Source organism: Dehalococcoidia bacterium (genome assembly GCA_022451965.1).
GTDB lineage: Bacteria > Chloroflexota > Dehalococcoidia > Lucifugimonadales > Lucifugimonadaceae > TMED-70.
On sequence record JAKUNJ010000010.1, the window covers coordinates 1 to 18,372 of the forward strand.

General features: G+C 30.6%; 20 protein-coding genes. 9 read left to right on the forward strand and 11 right to left on the reverse strand.

Annotation, left to right across the window (positions count from 1 at the left end):
* The 5 genes from MK083_05985 to MK083_06005 all read right to left on the reverse strand — a co-directional run.
* The coding region (locus tag MK083_05985; GenBank protein MCH2674003.1) for a hypothetical protein at positions 1-369 on the reverse strand (369 nt) is incomplete at its 3' end.
* Positions 370-387: 18 nt separating this feature from the next.
* Positions 388-1,002, reverse strand: a complete 615-nt coding sequence (locus MK083_05990) for a hypothetical protein (protein MCH2674004.1) — start codon at positions 1,000-1,002, stop codon at positions 388-390.
* A gap of 143 nt (positions 1,003-1,145) precedes the next feature.
* Positions 1,146-1,637, reverse strand: a complete 492-nt coding sequence (locus tag MK083_05995) for a methylated-DNA--[protein]-cysteine S-methyltransferase (GenBank protein MCH2674005.1) — start codon at positions 1,635-1,637, stop codon at positions 1,146-1,148.
* 5 nt (positions 1,638-1,642) lie between these two features.
* Entirely contained in the window at positions 1,643-2,998 is a 1,356-nt protein-coding gene (locus MK083_06000; GenBank protein ID MCH2674006.1) for an aspartate aminotransferase family protein, read from the reverse strand.
* Between the two features lie 31 nt (positions 2,999-3,029).
* Positions 3,030-4,403: an MATE family efflux transporter gene (locus MK083_06005; protein MCH2674007.1), complete on the reverse strand. Its 1,374-nt coding sequence runs from the start codon at positions 4,401-4,403 to the stop codon at positions 3,030-3,032.
* Positions 4,404-4,493: 90 nt separating this feature from the next.
* Here MK083_06005 and MK083_06010 point away from each other — a divergent pair, with 90 nt between their 5' ends.
* From MK083_06010 to MK083_06025, 4 genes are read left to right on the forward strand one after another with little or no spacing between them, the layout of a single operon-like run.
* Positions 4,494-5,510, forward strand: coding sequence for an amidohydrolase family protein (locus MK083_06010; GenBank protein ID MCH2674008.1), 1,017 nt, complete (start codon positions 4,494-4,496; stop codon positions 5,508-5,510).
* Positions 5,511-5,531: 21 nt separating this feature from the next.
* Positions 5,532-6,308 (forward strand): aldolase/citrate lyase family protein, encoded by a 777-nt coding sequence (locus MK083_06015; GenBank protein MCH2674009.1) that lies wholly within the window; start codon positions 5,532-5,534, stop codon positions 6,306-6,308.
* Between the two features lie 10 nt (positions 6,309-6,318).
* Positions 6,319-7,077 carry an ATP-binding cassette domain-containing protein gene (locus tag MK083_06020; protein MCH2674010.1) on the forward strand — a complete coding sequence of 253 codons (759 nt, stop codon included), beginning with the start codon at positions 6,319-6,321 and terminating at the stop codon, positions 7,075-7,077.
* Positions 7,077-8,144, forward strand: coding sequence for an ABC transporter permease (locus tag MK083_06025; protein MCH2674011.1), 1,068 nt, complete (start codon positions 7,077-7,079; stop codon positions 8,142-8,144). The genes MK083_06020 and MK083_06025 overlap by 1 nt, the downstream gene beginning before the upstream one ends.
* An 8-nt stretch (positions 8,145-8,152) precedes the next feature.
* On the opposite strand, the gene MK083_06030 is transcribed toward MK083_06025, so the two are convergent.
* Positions 8,153-9,301, reverse strand: a complete 1,149-nt coding sequence (locus tag MK083_06030) for a mandelate racemase/muconate lactonizing enzyme family protein (protein MCH2674012.1) — start codon at positions 9,299-9,301, stop codon at positions 8,153-8,155.
* 124 nt (positions 9,302-9,425) lie between these two features.
* Here MK083_06030 and MK083_06035 point away from each other — a divergent pair, with 124 nt between their 5' ends.
* Positions 9,426-10,127, forward strand: coding sequence for a hypothetical protein (locus MK083_06035; GenBank protein ID MCH2674013.1), 702 nt, complete (start codon positions 9,426-9,428; stop codon positions 10,125-10,127).
* Positions 10,127-10,915, forward strand: coding sequence for an NAD(P)-dependent oxidoreductase (locus MK083_06040; protein ID MCH2674014.1), 789 nt, complete (start codon positions 10,127-10,129; stop codon positions 10,913-10,915). The genes MK083_06035 and MK083_06040 overlap by 1 nt, the downstream gene beginning before the upstream one ends.
* Here the strand turns inward: MK083_06040 and MK083_06045 are convergent.
* On the reverse strand, positions 10,912-11,628 hold the full coding sequence (locus tag MK083_06045) for a helix-turn-helix domain-containing protein (GenBank protein ID MCH2674015.1): 717 nt from the start codon (positions 11,626-11,628) through the stop codon (positions 10,912-10,914). The two genes, MK083_06040 and MK083_06045, sit on opposite strands and share 4 nt — an antisense overlap.
* A 167-nt stretch (positions 11,629-11,795) precedes the next feature.
* On the opposite strand from MK083_06045, the gene MK083_06050 reads away from it, so the two are divergent.
* Positions 11,796-12,323, forward strand: coding sequence for a DinB family protein (locus MK083_06050; GenBank protein MCH2674016.1), 528 nt, complete (start codon positions 11,796-11,798; stop codon positions 12,321-12,323).
* On the opposite strand, the gene MK083_06055 is transcribed toward MK083_06050, so the two are convergent.
* Positions 12,324-12,677 carry a hypothetical protein gene (locus MK083_06055; GenBank protein MCH2674017.1) on the reverse strand — a complete coding sequence of 118 codons (354 nt, stop codon included), beginning with the start codon at positions 12,675-12,677 and terminating at the stop codon, positions 12,324-12,326.
* A 102-nt stretch (positions 12,678-12,779) separates the two neighbouring features.
* On the opposite strand from MK083_06055, the gene MK083_06060 reads away from it, so the two are divergent.
* Positions 12,780-13,913: an aminotransferase class V-fold PLP-dependent enzyme gene (locus MK083_06060; GenBank protein ID MCH2674018.1), complete on the forward strand. Its 1,134-nt coding sequence runs from the start codon at positions 12,780-12,782 to the stop codon at positions 13,911-13,913.
* On the opposite strand, the gene MK083_06065 is transcribed toward MK083_06060, so the two are convergent.
* From MK083_06065 to MK083_06075, 3 genes are all read right to left on the reverse strand, one after another.
* Positions 13,903-14,253, reverse strand: coding sequence for a thioredoxin family protein (locus tag MK083_06065; GenBank protein MCH2674019.1), 351 nt, complete (start codon positions 14,251-14,253; stop codon positions 13,903-13,905). The two genes, MK083_06060 and MK083_06065, sit on opposite strands and share 11 nt — an antisense overlap.
* 152 nt (positions 14,254-14,405) lie before the next feature.
* Positions 14,406-16,040, reverse strand: a complete 1,635-nt coding sequence (locus MK083_06070) for a thiamine pyrophosphate-binding protein (GenBank protein MCH2674020.1) — start codon at positions 16,038-16,040, stop codon at positions 14,406-14,408.
* 8 nt (positions 16,041-16,048) lie between these two features.
* Complete coding sequence (locus tag MK083_06075) at positions 16,049-17,143, reverse strand: M28 family peptidase (protein ID MCH2674021.1); 1,095 nt, start codon at positions 17,141-17,143, stop codon at positions 16,049-16,051.
* Between the two features lie 145 nt (positions 17,144-17,288).
* On the opposite strand from MK083_06075, the gene MK083_06080 reads away from it, so the two are divergent.
* A complete protein-coding gene (locus MK083_06080; GenBank protein MCH2674022.1) occupies positions 17,289-18,311 on the forward strand; it encodes a C-terminal binding protein in 1,023 nt (340 codons plus the stop codon).
* Positions 18,312-18,372: the final 61 nt, after the last annotated feature.

The following is an 18,372-nucleotide window of genomic DNA, read 5'->3' on the forward strand; positions in this document are numbered from 1 at the left end:
TAGATTTCCAAACTTTGGTTTTATGAACCATTGGTCTAGAACTCTATAATCTCGTATGGTTTTAGGGTCCCAATTTGTCATCGGCTTACGCTGTGTAAGCATTAGAGACCATGATGATTTAGACATTTCATTTATTTTTTGAATTTTTGCTCTCATCTGATCTGTTATATTTTCAAAATGATCATATATTTCTTCTGTTGAATCAAATGTTCTAGCCATAGTAACTAGTCCCATAGGGTTAGACCAAGATTTTGTTAAAAATCCTATTCCTGACCATCCAAACATAGATCTTAATTCTTTTAATCCATCTAGGACTGCATCAGCATCACCAGGTGATGTTTGCTTAAATGTTCTTAACACATATTTCATATTTCAAATTCCTTTCTATTAATCAAACATTAATCTAGTTATATGTCTCCTGGGAGGCTCAATCAAAAAATCTTGAACTGATTCCATAACTTTAATATTTGATTTAGATTCTTCAAATGTTGGTAAAAAGGAAAGATTTGGAAAAGGTAATGTCATAACAATATCTCCTGGTTCCATAGATCCAATAGGTACAGATATTCCAGGCATATTACCATTTCTTCCTACAGAATTTTTAATTACTGCATCTGCAAGATCCCATCTTTTACCTATTTTAGCTTTCATCCAAAATTGAATAACATATTTATTTTTTTTCATGTTTTCAAAATTAGGCCCTGATGGTGATCTAAGTACTTCAAAAACAGTATTAACATACATATCACAATAAGAATTTAGTTCACTAATTTTGTTTCCAACTTCTTTATTTGAAGACATTTTTTCAAAATGTTGATCTATTTCTTCCATTGATTCAAATCTCTTGAAATGACTTATTAAGCTAACTGTATTTGTAAAGGGTAAAGTTATTCCTCCTTGTCCTGACCAACCCATCAATTTTCTCAATTCTATTGTTCCTTCCGTTACCTCTCTTATTTTAGAAACGTGAGGTTTTCTAAAACTTCTAAATGTATATGGCATTTTCTTTCCTTTCTTTTTACAATCTGAAGAAGATTTAAAAATAAACCTACAAGGTTTTATTATTAGATTTATGTACATTAAGTAAATAGAATGTAACAAAATTACATATTTAGATACTAATTGCTAAGGTCATTAACTTACAGCTAAGCTTTTAGTTCAAGTGTCAATAAAAACTTTTTTTTCTCTATGCCACCGCCATAACCAGAAATGTCTCCTATGTTAGATATGATTCTATGACAAGGAACTATTATAGATATAGGATTTTTATTATTTGCATTCCCTACAGCTCTGTATGCTTTAGGATTTTTTATAGATTTAGCTATATCACTATAACTTTTGGTTTTTCCATACTCAACATTCTTAAGTTCATTCCAGACTTTTTTTTGAAAATCTGTACCATAAATATATTTGATAGGTATATCAAACTTTCTTCTTTTACCTAAGAAATACTCATCTAATTGAATGATTGATTTATCTATAACTTTATTTGAAAAATTATTTATTTTTTTTTTATAAAAATACCTACTGAAATTTCTTTCAGGTTGATAAAACTTTAACATGCAAAGATTATTTTCATCAGAAATAAGTAAGAGTGGACCTACAGATGATTGATATATTTTAGAGAAATATTCCAATTATTTTACGCTAATACTTCTTTTATTTCTGAAGATATTTCCCTTGTAGAATCTACTAGATAATCAATCTCTTTTTCTGACATTAATATATTCAGGGCACCAGCATTCTTTAGCTGCAATAATATGCCTTTATTTCTAAGATAAGAAAATAAAATTTTTGTCATTTCTGAATTATTTTCAATAAATGATCTATAATCTCTTATTTGATTATCGTTAAAATTAATACCAAACAAAGATCCATATCCTGTTACCTGTACAGGTAAGTCTATTTCGTTAAAAACTGAAGATAATTTAATTCTAAGAGTTTCGCCTAATTCATTCATTTTATTAAAATTATTCTCAGTTAGATTTTCCATCACAGTTACTCCAGCTTCCATAGTAAGTGGATTTCCATTAAAAGTTCCAGCATGAGCAATATCATAATTAGGACTGGTGGGATCAAATAATTCCATAATTTCTTCTTTTCCACCAAATGCTCCCACTGGTAATCCTCCACCTATTATTTTCCCTAGAGTAGTCATATCTGGTGTAATATCAAATGATTCTTGAGCTCCTCCAGAAGCTACTCTAAAACTTTGAATTTCATCAAATATAAGTAGAATCCCTAGCTCTTCAGTTATATCTCTGATAAATCTAATAAATTCAATATCTAAAGGTAAATATCCAAAATTTGAAATAATTGGTTCCATTATTACACATGCTAAATCTTCTTTGTGGATACTTATTAATTCCTTTGACTTTTCAATATTGTTATAAGGAAGAACAATAACGTCATCTAATATACTTTTTGGTTGATAGCTATATTCAGGGATCCCTGGATGAGTATCAATATTTAGATCTTCTTTTTTAGGGTATACGCTAACAGAAACATGATCATGTGTTCCATGATAACCTCCTTCAAATTTAGCTATTTTAGTTTTTTTAGTAAAAGATCTAGCTGCCATTATTGCCATCATTGTTGCTTCAGTACCTGAATTTGTAAATCTTACTTTCTCAAAAGATGGGACTCTTTCAACTAATATATCTGCTAGCTTAGATTGGCCTTCAGTAGGAACACTATATACAGTTCCTTCTTGAACTTGCTTTGTAAGAGTTTTTACTATTTCAGGGTGAGTATGCCCCAGAATTAAGGTTGTAGCGTTTAACATGAAATCTAAATAATTATTATTATCAATGTCATTTATGTACATACCTTCTGCATTATCAACAAAAAAAGGATAAGGATCCATCCACTGAGTAGTTCTAGTATTTCCACCAGGCATTACTTTTGATGCTGCTATATGCTTAGTATGAGAATTCGGGGTATTTTTTTCATATTGAACATATTGGTCATTCAATATCTGATTTAGTTTTTCTTTCATGGATGATTTCATATATTGAAATTATATATCTTTATTTTATTAAAGAAACGTTTTTTCTTTCAGGATTCCAATTCGGGCCAAACATATTCAAGAATAGTACCAACCCAACTAAGGACATTGCTAAACCAATCGTAAAAAATAAATAGTTTATATTTAGGTCTTGGCTAATTATTAATATTCCAAAAATTGAAACTACTGACAATCTAGAAATTCCTCCAACTATTGGAAATAACATGTTTCCTGTACCTTGACTGGCAAAATATAGAGTTTTACCAAAAGCAAAAAGCATATAAAATGGACCAACGATACTGAGATACAAAGCACCAATTGCATATGCCTCAGGATCCGTTGTAAATAAATTTAACCAAATACTAGGAAATATAGATAAAGTAATACCAACTATTGCAACAATAGAAGCTATTATACTTGCACCAAACCAAGCAGATTTTCTGGCTCTAGAAAACTGTTTAGCACCAAAATTTACGCCTGTTGTAGATGTTAATACTCCACCTATGCCGAATGCAAAGGGAATTAATGTTTGCTCCAACCTTGCACAAACCCCATATCCTGCAACTGCCTCAGTACCAAAATTTGCTATGAAGCTAGTTGTTACTAAAATAGTTACAGCAATAGAGATACTATTTATTGCTCCTACTCCCCCAACCTTAAAAATATCTATAAAAATATCCTTTCTTAGGGCAGTGATTTTTATTGAAACATTATATCTACCTCTAAAAATTGAAATGAGCATACAAATAGAAGCAATAGCTTGAGGTATGATCATTGCTGATGCTAATCCGACTAGACCTAATGATGGGAAAAACCACCAACCTAAGGAAAGTGAACCTGCTAGTATAAGCTGAGTAATTCCTATAATAATATTGATTCTAGCAAGAGCTTGATAGTCTCCGAATGCCCTGAATATAGAAGTTAATAAAAAAAATAAAAAGATAAAAGGAGAGAAACCAAAAAATATTCTAGAGTAAGTTAAAGCTTCATTGACAACTTCTTCTTCAACTCCAATTAAATAGAATATATATTTTGAAAAACCAACAAAAAGAACGAAAAAAATTATTGAGATTAGTAAGTAAACTATAAAGGAATGCCACACCACAAAATTAGCTCTATTAATATCATTCGATCCTATAGATCGAGATAATGCTGAAACTACTCCCCCACCTATAGCACCCTGTCCAATCATTCCAGCTAATGAAACTAAAGGGAATACAACTGACACAGCAGCAAGTGAAATAATTCCTAGTTGACCTGCAAAAAATATTTCAGAAAAAGTAATTACTAACATAAAAAGAACTGAAATCATATTTGGAGTTGCTAACTTAAACAACATTGATGGTATTGAACCATCAAGAATTAATTTTATTCTTTCTGAATCTTGTAAGCTCATTTTAAGTACTTTATAGATTACTTAGTACTAGTAGCAATCTGTATCCCTCAGTATTATATGATAAAAACATTTTGAAAGCGGAGAATTACTATGCCATATGGTGGAAATGATTGGTTAGATTTAAATCAAGAAGAGAGTATTGAACCAGAATTACCTATTTGTGATCCACATCATCATTTTTGGGACTTGAGAAGTGAAAGAACACCATATGGAAAATATTTACTTAATGAATTATTAAGTGATTTCAAAGATCATAATATTAAATCAACTGTATTTATTGAGGCTAGAGCTATGTACAACATAAATCTAGAAAAAAGTTATCAATCTGTTGGAGAAGTAGAATTTGTTCAAGGATTATCTGCTGCTAGTGCTAGTGGTATATATGGTAATAGTAGAGCAGCTGCAGCAATAATTGGTCATGCAAATCTAAATCTTGGCTCAAAAGTAAAACCAATTTTAGAATCTTTAGTCGCAGCAAGCCCAAATAGATTTAGAGGTATAAGGCATATTGTTGCAAAAGATGATGATCCTAAAGTTGTTATGAGACAGGTTTATGACCTAAAAGAACAAATGACTACAAAAAATTTTATCGAAGGTGCAAAAGTTTTAGCTGATATGGGACTAACTTTTGATTCATGGATGTATTTTCATCAATTACCAGAGCTACTTAATTTAGCAAAAAAGGTTCCTGAATTAGAAATCGTATTAGATCATGTAGGCGGATTACTTCAAGTAGGCAGATATTCAACTATAAAAAAAGAAGTTAAAGAAATTTGGAAAAAAAATATTTCAGATTTATCTGAATGCCCAAATGTAAAAATTAAGTTAGGTGGTTTAGGTATGCCTATATTTGGATATGATTGGCATGAAAGAGATATTCCAATTGGTTCAGATGATTTAGCATTTGACATGGCTCCAATTTTAGATTTCTGTATTGAAAAATTCACTCCAGAAAGAGGGATGTTTGAGAGTAATTTTCCTGTAGATAAGGTTTCTTTTAGTTATAATATTTTATATAACGCTTTCAAAAAATACTCTAAAGATTTTAGCAAATCTGAAAGGGCTGCAATGTTTCATGATAATGCGGTTAAGTTTTATAAAATATAGTAATAATAGAAAGAATAATTCATGATTTACAACAAGATTCTTGAAAATATTAAATCTAATAAAACAGCTGTTGGATTAAATATAAATATAAACTCACCTCATTTAGTTGAGTTTTTTGGATCAATGGGATTTGATTGGGTTTTTATAGATTGTGAGCATGGATCCATGTCAGATTCAGAGGCTGAAAATATGATCAGAGCTGCAGAATTATATGATATGGCTTCAGTTGTTAGAGTTGCAGCTAATGAACCATATTTGATACTAAAAATGCTTGATGCTGGTGCTAGAGGAATTGTTGTACCTCATATTGATAATAAAGATGAGGCCATAAAAGCTAGAAATGCTGCTAAATATCCTCCTTTAGGATTAAGAGGATCAAATTATGGAACAGGAAGAAACAATAAGTACGGATCACTTATTAATGATACTGAAGAGTATTACAAGTTTGCTAATAACAATACTATTTTATTTGCTCTAATAGAATCTAAAGAGGCTGTAGAAAATATTGATGAAATTTTATCTGTTGATGGAATTGATGCTACTTGGCTTGGTCCATCAGATATGGCATTATCAATGGGCTTACCTGGTAAAAATCAAGTACAAAAATACTTAGATATCGTTGTAAAAAAGACTATAGAAAAAGGAAAGATTTCGGCAGCTACACATTCAGGACCTGATCAATTTGATGAATATGAACATTTTCATAAATTAGGATCGAAAGTTTTATCAATTACTTCTCTTTCATTAATGAAACAGGCTGCAATAAATTGGCAAAAAAACATAAGAAAATTAGATTAAGTAAGGCTAAATTTTGAACATTATAGAAGTTGAAAATCTAGTAAAAAAATATGATAAATTTATTGCAGTAAAGGGTATAGATTTTACAGTTAAACAAGGTGAAATATTTGGCCTTCTGGGTCCTAATGGTGCTGGAAAAACTACAACTGTTGAGATACTAGAAGGACTTAGAAAAGCAACTTCAGGAATTGCAAGTATAGACGGAATCGATGTTTCAAAAAATTCTAAGGGTGTAAAAAAAATAATTGGTGTTCAACTTCAAGAATGTTCTTTTTTTGATAAGTTAACGCTATATGAAATAATTGAAATGTTTTCTGTGCTTTATTCAACAAATTCAGATATAAATTCAATACTAGAAAAAGTTGGGTTATTAGAAAAGAAAAACTCATACTATAAACCCTTATCAGGTGGTCAAAAACAAAGATTATCTATTGCAGTTGCTTTAGTTAACAACCCAAAAGTATTATTTTTAGATGAACCAACAACTGGTCTAGATCCACAAGCCAGAAGAAATATGTGGGAATTAATAAGTGAAATAAAAAAAGATGGTAAAACCATAATTCTTACAACGCATTATATGGAAGAGGCAGAAATTCTTTGTGACAGAGTAGCAATTATAGATTCAGGAAAAATTGTCAAAATAGACTCTCCAAAAAATTTAATATCAGAACTCTTAAATTCTGGATTTGTAACAGAAAAAAGATATCAAGAAGCTACACTTGAGGATGTTTTTCTTGACCTTACAGGCAAAAGCTTAAGGGAATATTAATGAAAATATATCTGATTATTGCTTCATCAACCATAAAAATGTATTTCAGAAGAACTCAAAGTCTTTTCTGGACTCTATTTTTTCCTGTTGTAATGATGATTGGACTTGGATTTTTTGGTTTTGGAGAATATGAAAAACCTAAACTAGGAATAATCGATCGTGCAAATAACACAACATCTAAAGAATTTATAAACAACTTACAACAAAAACAATACATTGAAATAGATCAAAATATTGAGGAAAACTATGAAGAAAATTTATTAGAGCACTTAACAGATTCGGTTCTTATTATTCCAGAAAATTTTGGGTCAAGTAATAATAAAATCGAAATATATTATGAGAAATCTAATTCAGAATTAGCCTATTCTTTTCAAGATACCTCTTTATTTTTACTGCAAAATTTACAAGATAATAATTTTACAGTCGAAATTTTAGAAAAAAAATTTGAACATGAAAATCAAGGTTACAAAGGTTTTCTAGTACCTGGAATAGTTGCCTTAGCTATAATGCAAAGTGGTATTTTAGGAGTAGTTTTCACAATAATAAATTATAAAAGCCAAGGTGTCCTAAAACGATTACAAGCTGCCCCAATAAATCCAGGGCATTTTCTGATAGGTCAATTGATAAGCAGACTTTTGATACTAACAATACAAACTGTAGTTTTATTTATAATAGGTGTATTAATATTGGATATAAATATAGCTCTTGGTAATATTTATGCATGGATTAATATTGGCATTTTTTCAATTCTTGGATCCATCTTATTTTTATTTATTGGTCTAGCCATTTCTGGAGCTTCTCCTAATGAGGATTATGCTGCGCCATTTGCTAACTTAATAACTTTTCCAATGATGTTTTTGTCAGGAGTTTTTTTTGATAACGAGCTTCTTCCTGATTGGATATCTAATATTACAGAATTCCTACCATTAACTCCATTAGTAGAATCTTTAAGAGAATCAGCACTTTACGGAACCAATACTTTTGAATTACTTCCAGAACTTATCACCATATTAGCTTGGATAATGGTTGCGTTTGGTGTGGGAGTTAAGACATTTAAGTGGGAATGATTCTTAAGTTATCCTAATTTCTCTAATTTTTCTTCGTCTAGTTCAAAGCCTAAACCAGGTTTATTATTAAGGTGAATATGACCATCTTCTATTTTATATGGTTCTACTAATAAATTATTATGTTCAGGTATAAATGTATGTGAATGTTCTAGTTTATAAAAATTAGGAACAGAAGTTACAACATGAGCAGCAGATATCAATTCAATAGGGCCACCCGGAATTACATGAGGAGCTATTGGTATATAATAAGCCTCTGCCATAGTAGCTATTTTCTTTATTTCTGATATACCTCCAGTCCAAACAGTATCAGGCATAATAAAATCTGCTAAATTATTTTCTAGAATAGGAATAAAATCTGCTCTAGTGTAGAGACGTTCACCAACACAGATTGGAGCATTGGTACTCTCTTTTACTTGTCTTAAAGCATTTATTCCTTCAGGTGGGACTGGCTCTTCAAACCAAGCAATATTAAATCTTTCAAATAAATTATTAGAAATTCTAATAGCGTTAGGAACATTATAGTGACCATGAGCATCAATCAATATTTCAATATCAGGCCCAACAACTTCTCTTACTGCTTCTACGATGTCATATCCTAGTTGCTCCCCTTCTTGAGATATAAATCCATCTTGGTACATTGTATGATATTGAGTCATTTCTAAAAATGGATCAAGTTTACATGCATTATGGCCATTATCTACCACATTTGATTTGGCAGCTCGGGCATAATCTTCAGGAGTATTACAACCCGTAAACCATGCATTACAATATAGCCTTACTGGATCTCTGTAGCTTCCTCCTAATAGATCATAGACTGGCAAACCAGAAACTTTTCCTTTGATATCCCATAATGCAATATCAAAGCCTGCAGTAAGGGAAGTAGTAAAACCTCTTGATCCCATATAAGAAAACATTCTATATATTTTGTTCCACAATCTATCTATATCCATAGGGTTTTCTCCAATTAATTGTGGAGAAACTTCACGGATAGCAGTTGCCATAAATTCTTCAGATACATTTACAGAAGATCCAACTTCCCCCCATCCATGTATTCCTTCATTGGTTTCAACTTTAATAAAAACCCATTTTTTATTAGTAAGACTTTTTGATGTTTGAGCATATTCAGCAGCATAAATTTTTATATCAGTTATCTTCATTTTTCCCTCAGAAATATAAATTATTTGCTCATGAGTATATAAATGAGATACAAAATGTCAATAAATAGATTTTTTTTTAATCATAATTAAATTATTCTTAAATCAATAAACTATAAAAATCTTAATGAGTAATAAAAAAAATATACTAATTTCTTCTAAAGATTCAAATCTGAGTAATATATTTTCTGATTCTTTGGAAAATTATAATACTAAATTTTTAGATTTAAGTATTATTGACATAAACTCTCACGAATCATACAACGAAATTCTTAAGGATATAAACATATATGTACATCTTTGCCATGGAGGTTACAAGGATTCAAATCCTATGAAGATGATCGATTATCATACAAGAATTACATACGATATTTTATTTGCAGCAGGTAAAGAAAATGTTGAAAAGGTTTTTGCTATATCCACACTAGATTTATTCAAGAACTATGAATCTAATCTAACAATTACAGAAAATTGGGAAGTAAATTACCCTGCAAGTGAAATTGATTTACTTTGCGCTAACCTAGCTGAAAATGTTTGTAAAGAATTTGCTAGAGATAGAGTATTTGAAGTTGTTAATCTCAGGCTGGGTAATATTGATAATAAAGATAATACTTTTCTTTCTGAAGAAACACTTAAGAATAAGTTTTTGCAACTTATAAATTTTGATAATGAAGAATTTGAAAGAGCTAAAGCTGCACAGAACGAACAATTTGTTTCAGCTAGAAAAAAAGGTGCTAACTGGATAAATTTACATTTACAAGATTCTTTCGATAACCAAAAATATCTTACTAATAAAATCGAAGATTTGCTAAATCCAGGAGTTATTTAATGAAAATTTTAATTCTTGGTGGCACAGGTATGCTAGGTCCATGGGTAGTTAAAGCTCTAAAAGATAAACACGAAATTTTACTTACAGATATAAGCGAGCCTCCAAAATCTTATAATGGTAATTTCAAAAAATTAAGTGTTGATGATATTGATGGAGTAGTTAAAGCTTCCGAAGGCATGGATTGTATAGTAAATTTATCTGTTTTAAGAACTGATAGAAAGCTTGCTTTTGATGTATCAACTAAAGGGAACTTCTCAATGATGGAAGCTGCTAGGATTAATAATATAAAAAGGGTTATAAACACAGGCCCTCATTTTCAGCTTGTAGGACAATCTTATGAAGAGTGGGACTATGACCTAAATCCTGATATGCCACCACAGCCTGGTACTAGATTATACGCAATTAGTAAGTACCTTGGACAAGAAATATGTAAAAGATATTCTCAACAATTTGGAATACAATTGATCACTCTTCTTTATTACAATATGCGACATCACCTGGATCTAACTACTCCAGATTTTGAACCAGCAAAACTTCATCAAGATATGACTCCTTTCACAACTTCTTGGATAGATTGCGGGGAAGCAGTCAGATGTGCTGTTGAGGTTTCGAATGATAAGTTATTATCAAAGCAAGAAACCTTTTTCATATCACCACAAATTCCTCACAACAAATTTAATAGTGAAAAAACTTACAGAGTATTGGGTTGGACTCCGAGATATAACCTAGAAAGACTTTGGAATAAAAAAATTGTAGAATCAAGTGAGCATACAGAAGATTACTATTAGATTTCTTTTACGATCTGAACAACTCTTCCAAGTATATTTACATTATCAAGATCAAGATTTATGTGGTTATTATAAAAAGTTAATTTTTTATCGTCATTATTGGCTTTAGCAATTACGAAACTTTTTTCCTGAAAAGAATCTTCATTATTTAAAATTTCCAAAAGCCACAAGGTATTATGCTTAATTCTTCTAACAAGAGCTTCGTGCCTAACTTTTGTTAATTCAGGACTCCAACCAGTGTTAATGTAAATTCTATCTCCAGAATTTATATCAGGAGAATTTGAATCATCTTCAACAAATAACCCCAAAGCATCATCAGAAAAAATATTTGGATCCCAATAGGCATACATTGTAGGAGTAACTGGTTCTTTAGTTACGTACAATTTGTCTAATTCTGATGTTTTATAAACAGGTATTTCATTTGGTAAAGTTGATAAAACATTCTGAAGTATAGTCCTATAGCCAGTATTTACTTTATTTGAAATACCCAAAAGTTCAGAAATTTCTATCTGAAAAATTTCACATATCTTAACTAAATCCGAAGTTTTTATTTCTCTTTGGTCAGTTTCAATTTTAGATAACCAAACGGGAGATTTTTTCATTTGAGATGCTACTTCTACCTGTGATAAGTTCATTGAAAGCCTATATTTCTTGATTTTTTCACCCGTAGAAGCCTGAGGAGAAAACTTTTGACCTTCTGCATAAATAGCCATTTGCTTACTTAATATCCTTTTTGCTAATATTTAATATCAAATAATTTCCTTTTTAGTTATTTTAATACCTGAGTATATATTAAAAATAGAAAAATTTACTAATTTTATATGATAAGAATTCAGAGTTATAATAATGAAGATAAAATAGATAATAAAAAATTATAAAAATGGAAAATTTCAAAGAATCAATAATTTCTGGCCTTAATGAATACTTAACAGCACTTTATAAGGCACTAGATGGACTAAATATACATGAGCTGAAATGGCAACCATCATTGGAATCAAATAATATAATTTATCTAGTTTGGCATATGGCAAGAGTTGAAGATAATTGGATAAATAAGATTTTGGGTGGAAATCAAACTATTTGGGAAAAAAATCAGTGGGCTAAAAAACTCAATATAGATCAAAATTTAGATGATGCTGACTACGGTAAAGGATATGGAAAAGAAGATATTTCTAATTTACCTGATATGAATATTGATCAATTGAAATTATTTTATAAAGATCAAAGAAAAGCAAGCTTAGATGTAATTATTAAACTTAAAGATGAAGATTTAGAAAAAGACTATAAAAGATTAACTGGAGAATTAAAAAAAGGTTATTGGATATTAGGACATGTGTTAGTTGAGGAATCACAGCATTTAGGCCAAATTGCTTATATAAGAGGGATGATAAAAGGATTAAATAATTAATTATTCTACTAATCTGTAGGCTCTAAAACCGTAATAAGTGTCAAATACTAATAAAAATATTGCTTGAATTATAACTCCAAAACCATGACCAATTGTAGCCTCGCCTTCAAAAACAAATTCAAAGATAAGAATTAGACCAACTAAAATATAAATAATATCTAAAAAAGAATTAAAGAATAATATTTTGTACAATTTTTTTCTTTCAGAAATTTTATTTCTTATTATAGGAATTAAGCCTAAAATAAAATCAATAATTCCCCAAAGTAAGAATTGTATGGAAATAGCTTTAAGGAAAGGGTTATCAAAAAAAATTAGTGTTCCACCTAAAATAACAGAAGATAATCCCCATCCCATTAGAAAAAGAGAGATTTGCCTATTTAATTGGTATAAATTTAGGTTATTATTTATCATAAAAAATATAATATTTTCTAATTATATATAGGTTGGATAATTGATATGGTAAAAAATTGGCCAAATGTTTATAAAGAACTTGGAATAAAACCAGTTATAAATGCAAAAAGCTGGGTGACTGTTTATGGAGGAAGCATTATGCGACCTGAAGTCATCAAATCAATACAAGAAGCCAGTTCTGTATTTGTTGATATTGAAGAGTTACATAAAGTTGCAGGAGAATTTGTGGCTAAAGTATGTGGCTCTGAAATGGCTATTGTAACGAGTGGTTGTGCCACATCTATTGTACTGATGGCCGCAGCAAGTATAACGGGAAAAAATAAGGAAAAAATCTCAAAAATACCCCATACGGAGGGTATGAAAAATGAAATATTAATTCATACAGGTCAAAGAAATAACTATGATAAAGCATTTGAAATTCCGGGAGGTAAATTAGTCGAATACAATAATGAAAACTTGGAAGATAAAATTAATGATAAGACATGCGCAATATCATATGTTATTGCTCCATTTTTCGATGAAGGAATAGGTCTTCAAAATACAATAGAAATTGCACACAATAATAATCTACCTTTGCTACTTGATGCTGCAGCAGAACTACCACCAAGAGAAAATCTAACAAAATTTATTTCTATGGGAGTTGATGCGGTTGGTTTTAGTGGTGGTAAGGGTATTGGAGGACCACAATCAACTGGAATACTTGCAGGAAAAAAAGACTTAATCGAAGCTGCTCAGTTACATAGCTTTCAAAATCTACATACTAAAAAAGCAGCAATAGGTAGACCTATGAAAGTCACAAAAGAAAATATTGTAGGATTTATTACTGCACTTAAATTATTCATTGAAGATGATGAAAATATTGAAAAAGAAATTTGGTCTAAGAAAGCAGAATTACTAAAAGACAAGATCAAAGAAACTAATGGAATCAAAATTTCAGTTGAAGATGAGTATCCAAACAGACAAGGACCAACTGTCGTTCTTAGCTTTGAAAAAAATTATAAAGGTCCAAGGTCTGAAGAGATTATGAATGAACTTTCAAAAAATGATCCAAAAATATATGCTGGCGGGGGTTTAAATGATGGCCATGCATATTTAGATGAAGTAAGCTTAGTTGTTCATAGTTTAGATGAAATTGATATAGATATAATTGCAAATAAATTAAATGAAATTATTTCTTAGGTGAAAATTTTTCATACAAAGTTTCTGAGTTTCTAAGAGTCCCTGTATAAGTTTCCATAGCAATACCGTCATAAAAATAAATAAAAGTTGGAACAACAGATATATTATATTTTTTTACCATTTGACTATAATCATCATCAGCAATATTTATTTTTATCACCTTAAACTCATTAGAATATTCATTTTTAAAATTATTTATTGCACCTTCACTTAATAAGCAACCTAAACAATTAGGAGAAAAGAATTGCACAACAATCTTTCCCTTACTTTCAATTTCGCTATTTATATTAATTCTCTCTTCTAATGATGAATTTTCGGGAGCAAAAAACAGTCTAATCATAATAAAAAATATCGTAAGAATTATAAAAATACTAAATACAAAAAATTTATTTTTTGAAATATAAAAGTAGATAAATACAGATACTACAAAAGGGAAAAATAAAATTAGTATGTAAAGAGAATTATGGTTAATCCAAGTAAACATTAATTTTTCTATTCCATTTTAGAACCAACAAATTTTGAAATAGCTCTTGCTGTTGGATCTGTATGAACATTAATTATTGATGGTAATCCTGAATCAATTGCTCTTTCAATAGCTGGTTTGATATCATTTGGTTTCTCAACCATTTCACCATAGCCTCCTAATGATTCAGCAATCAAATCAAATCTTGTGAAACCAAGTTCTCTACCTGGCTTTCTTACTCCTTCTACCCTCGCAGTCCATCCTTCGTTATTTGAAACTAAAATTATTATAGGTAAATTATGCCTTACGGCAGTGTCAAAATCTTGTATATTCATACCAAGTGATCCATCTCCATGTAGTGAAAAAACTTGACTATCTGGTTTAGCTATTTTGGCACCTATTGCATAGGGCAATCCTACTCCCATACAACCAGTTGGACCAGAATTTATTGAATGTCCAGGTAAATATGAAGGTATGCTTTGTCTTCCATAGTGTAGTATCTCATTCCCATCTATAGTAACAATAGATGTCCTATCCATTATTTCTCTTAATTCCTTACAAAGCCTCAAAGGGTGAATAGGTAGTTGGTTTGATTCTTCTAAAGGCTTAACTTTATCTAATCTTTCATTTTGAAGATTAGATAAATGACTTCGCCATTTTTCCCAATTTGAAAGCTTTAAATTTTGTTTCTTAAACTCTTCACTAAGTTGAGATATAACTGTTTTACAATCTCCAACTATACCTAAACTTACATCTCTGTTATGAGAAATTTCTTCTTCAAGAATGTCAACTTGTATAATTTTTGCATCTGGATTAATTCTATTACCGTAAGTCATTATCCAATTAAATCTAGTACCTAAAACTAAAACAAAATCAGTTTCTCTAAAAGCACTTGATCTAGCAGCTGGAAATGAAAATTGATGATCATCAGAAACTATACCTCTAGTCATAGGAGTCGTATAAAAAGGAATTCCTGAATTATCAATGAATTCCTTTAATTCTTGAGAAGAATCTGACCAAAAAGTCCCACCACCTGCAAAAATAATTGGAGAATTAGAATTTCTTAATAAATCTATAGTTTTTTTTATCATTTCTTGATCTCCAGAAGGAGGTGAGGATAAATCTGATCTAGTTGGTTTAGAGGTATCATTTTCATTAATTTTTTCATATAAAACATCTTCATTACAATCAATATAAACAGGCCCTGGCCTACCAGATTGGCTTATTCTGAAAGCATGAGAGACTACCTGTGGATATTGATGAGCAAAAGTTGGTCTAAAAGTAGCTTTTGAAACTTTTTCAAATATTGATACTTGATCAATTTCTTGAAAACCACCTCTATAAAAGTCTTTAACGGGGCCAGCACCTCCTAGAGTAATCATTGGTGCACAATCTATAAAAGCATTGTATTGACCTGTTAACAAATTCAGAGTTCCTGGACCTGAAGCAGCGGTAGTTACACCTGGCTTTCTAGTTACCCTAGAATATGCATGAGCTGCCATTGCGGCAACTTGTTCATGCCTAAAATCATAAGTTTTTATTCCTAAATCTTCAGAATTATTAATAATTTCATAATTAGGTCCGCCCATTAGATAAAACAGGCACTCAGTATTTTCTTCTTTGAGTGTCCTTGCTACAAGATATGAACCATCAACTTCTGGCATTTTTTCTCCTAATCATGCTTTAACCTGTTTGCTTCCTCAGGTAAATCTATAAGTCTTTTATAATATTTCTCTGGTTCTACAATATCTAATTTTCCAATATTTGTCATGATCTTAAGAGCATTCTGATAATCCAAGATACTAATTCTCTCAGACTCAACATTTCCATCAGGATTACCATTATGCCAATTTATTAATGGTAATGTAATTCCAGTTACTCTATATCCAAAGGGTAGAAAAGCAGATGCTTCACAACCTCCAAGATTCATTAGTTGCCTCTGAAATCTAAAATCTTTTTCAGTTTCTTGGATATCTTTTGCAGAAGATAAAAGAATGATTTCACCATCATTATTAAAAGTTGAAATCCTATCTCCTGCTCTAATAATGGGACCTAAGCCAGAGGTTGCTCCAGGCAATTCACTGCTAGTTTCAATTGAAACAATTATAGAATCTTTGTGAATTCTTTTGCTCTGAGCAATCACTCTTGCCCCAACTAAACCAACTTCTTCAGCTCTTGTAAATATACCTCTTATAGAATAATTAGATTTTTTATTTTTTAGTTCTTTGAGCATACCTAATATTAGAGAGCATCCTGCTAAATCGTCTGCTACAGGAGTAATAACTTGATCCCCGGAAACAGTTGGTTTAGGAAGATCAAATACAACAGGTGCTGGTACAACTATTGGATCTTTACTTTCAATAAAAATCTCATCCTTAAGTAACCATCTATTTTCATTATTATTAACTTCATCATTTGACTTCATTATCTTAGCATTTATTTGGTAGTCTTCATAAAATACTATGACGGGAGTAGATAAATTTTCGCAATTTTTTGGTAATCCACCAAGAGGTACTGCTCTATAAGTTGATTCATTTACTTTTTCAATAATTTCAAATCCTGGATGATCCATATGAGCTAAGAAAACGACTTCTTCATTATAATTTCCTTGAAGAAAGACTTCTATATTACCCCACTCATCAATATCAAAATCTAGTCCCATTTTTTTTATTTCATGTTGTATAAAATTTGATATTTTATATTCATAAAATGAAGTTGTAGGAATTTCTGAGATTTTTAAGAAAGTTGATAATTCTTCTGATTTCATAAAATAACAATAAATTAAAATAAGAAAAAAAACTATTTTTCCTTATTAATTACGATTTCTTTTTTTAAATTATTTTATACGATAAAGCGAAATAGGAATTAAATATTATGATAGGTTATTTAGATTATTGAAAGGATATAAATAAATGGCAAAATATAAAGTAGTTTTTCTAGGTCCAGAGGATGATAATCTGGAATACGAAAAAGCAGAAATGGCAGATTTAGATGTTGAGTTTGTAAAGGCTAATCCACGTTCAGAGGGAGAGGCAATGGAAGTAGTGAAGGATGCTGATGCAATATTAAATAGAGCAGGATGGGGAAGTGAACAATTTATAAAGTCTACAAAAAACTGCAAAGTGCTAGCGGTTTATTCCCATGGATTTAATCATGTAGATGCAGAAGCTGCAACTGAACATGGAATGATGATAACAAATGGAGCAGGAATGTGCGCAGAAGAAGTATCTAATCAGGCTGTAGCTTTTACACTTGCACTAAATAGACAAGTAGTTCAGTATACACTTCAACTAAGAGATGGTGGAAAATGGAATGGTGGAGAATTTAGTCCTATTGAACCTCTTGATGAGCAAACTCTTGGTATTATAGGATTCGGAAATATAGGTAGGCAAATTGCAAGAAAACTTGGAGCATGGAGAATGAATACTCTTGTTTATGATCCGTATTGTCCTCCTTGGTTAATTAAGGAATATGGTGTTGAACAGGTATGGGAACTAAATGATATTTTCAAGAAGTCAGACTATGTCATAGCTATCGTGCCATTAAATCCTGAGACTTATCATATGATTGGCAAAGAACAATTTGATCATATGAAAGAAAGTGCTTACTTTATCAATGTTTGTAGAGGTTCTGTAGTTGACGAAAAAGACTTAATAGAAGCACTAAATAATAAAAAATTCAGAGGAGCTGGTCTGGATGTATTTGAACAGGAACCAGCTGATCCTAATAATCCTCTATTTAGTATGCCAAATGTAATTGTTGCTCCTCACATAGCTGGTCAATCAACAAGATCTGCGTGGTTATCTAGAAGAAGGGCTTCACAACAAGTAGCAGCTGTTCTAAGAGGACAAAGACCTTCAGCATTGCAAAATCCAGCTGTAACATCTAAGTTAGAAATGTTAAGTTCTATGCCAGCCAATGAGCCAAAATTATAGTAAATTTAGTCAATAAACTAACTTAATAATCTTCTATGTAAACCCAAATAATTATTTGGGT

Bases quoted from the DNA above. Each gene is read 5' to 3' on its own strand.
- MK083_06045 (MCH2674015.1), bottom strand. From the start codon at position 11,628: ATGGCTATTTATGCAGAAGGTCAAAAGTTTTCTCCTCAGGCTTCTACG.
- MK083_06040 (MCH2674014.1), top strand. From the start codon at position 10,127: ATGAAAATTTTAATTCTTGGTGGCACAGGTATGCTAGGTCCATGGGTA.
- MK083_06025 (MCH2674011.1), top strand. From the start codon at position 7,077: ATGAAAATATATCTGATTATTGCTTCATCAACCATAAAAATGTATTTC.
- MK083_06065 (MCH2674019.1), bottom strand. From the start codon at position 14,253: ATGATTAGACTGTTTTTTGCTCCCGAAAATTCATCATTAGAAGAGAGA.
- MK083_06055 (MCH2674017.1), bottom strand. From the start codon at position 12,677: ATGGGATGGGGATTATCTTCTGTTATTTTAGGTGGAACACTAATTTTT.
- MK083_06060 (MCH2674018.1), top strand. From the start codon at position 12,780: ATGGTAAAAAATTGGCCAAATGTTTATAAAGAACTTGGAATAAAACCA.
- MK083_06080 (MCH2674022.1), top strand. From the start codon at position 17,289: ATGGCAAAATATAAAGTAGTTTTTCTAGGTCCAGAGGATGATAATCTG.
- MK083_05990 (MCH2674004.1), bottom strand. From the start codon at position 1,002: ATGCCATATACATTTAGAAGTTTTAGAAAACCTCACGTTTCTAAAATA.
- MK083_06015 (MCH2674009.1), top strand. From the start codon at position 5,532: ATGATTTACAACAAGATTCTTGAAAATATTAAATCTAATAAAACAGCT.
- MK083_06075 (MCH2674021.1), bottom strand. From the start codon at position 17,143: ATGAAATCAGAAGAATTATCAACTTTCTTAAAAATCTCAGAAATTCCT.
- MK083_06030 (MCH2674012.1), bottom strand. From the start codon at position 9,301: ATGAAGATAACTGATATAAAAATTTATGCTGCTGAATATGCTCAAACA.
- MK083_06010 (MCH2674008.1), top strand. From the start codon at position 4,494: ATGCCATATGGTGGAAATGATTGGTTAGATTTAAATCAAGAAGAGAGT.
- MK083_06050 (MCH2674016.1), top strand. From the start codon at position 11,796: ATGGAAAATTTCAAAGAATCAATAATTTCTGGCCTTAATGAATACTTA.
- MK083_06005 (MCH2674007.1), bottom strand. From the start codon at position 4,403: ATGAGCTTACAAGATTCAGAAAGAATAAAATTAATTCTTGATGGTTCA.
- MK083_06000 (MCH2674006.1), bottom strand. From the start codon at position 2,998: ATGAAAGAAAAACTAAATCAGATATTGAATGACCAATATGTTCAATAT.
- MK083_06035 (MCH2674013.1), top strand. From the start codon at position 9,426: ATGAGTAATAAAAAAAATATACTAATTTCTTCTAAAGATTCAAATCTG.
- MK083_06070 (MCH2674020.1), bottom strand. From the start codon at position 16,040: ATGCCAGAAGTTGATGGTTCATATCTTGTAGCAAGGACACTCAAAGAA.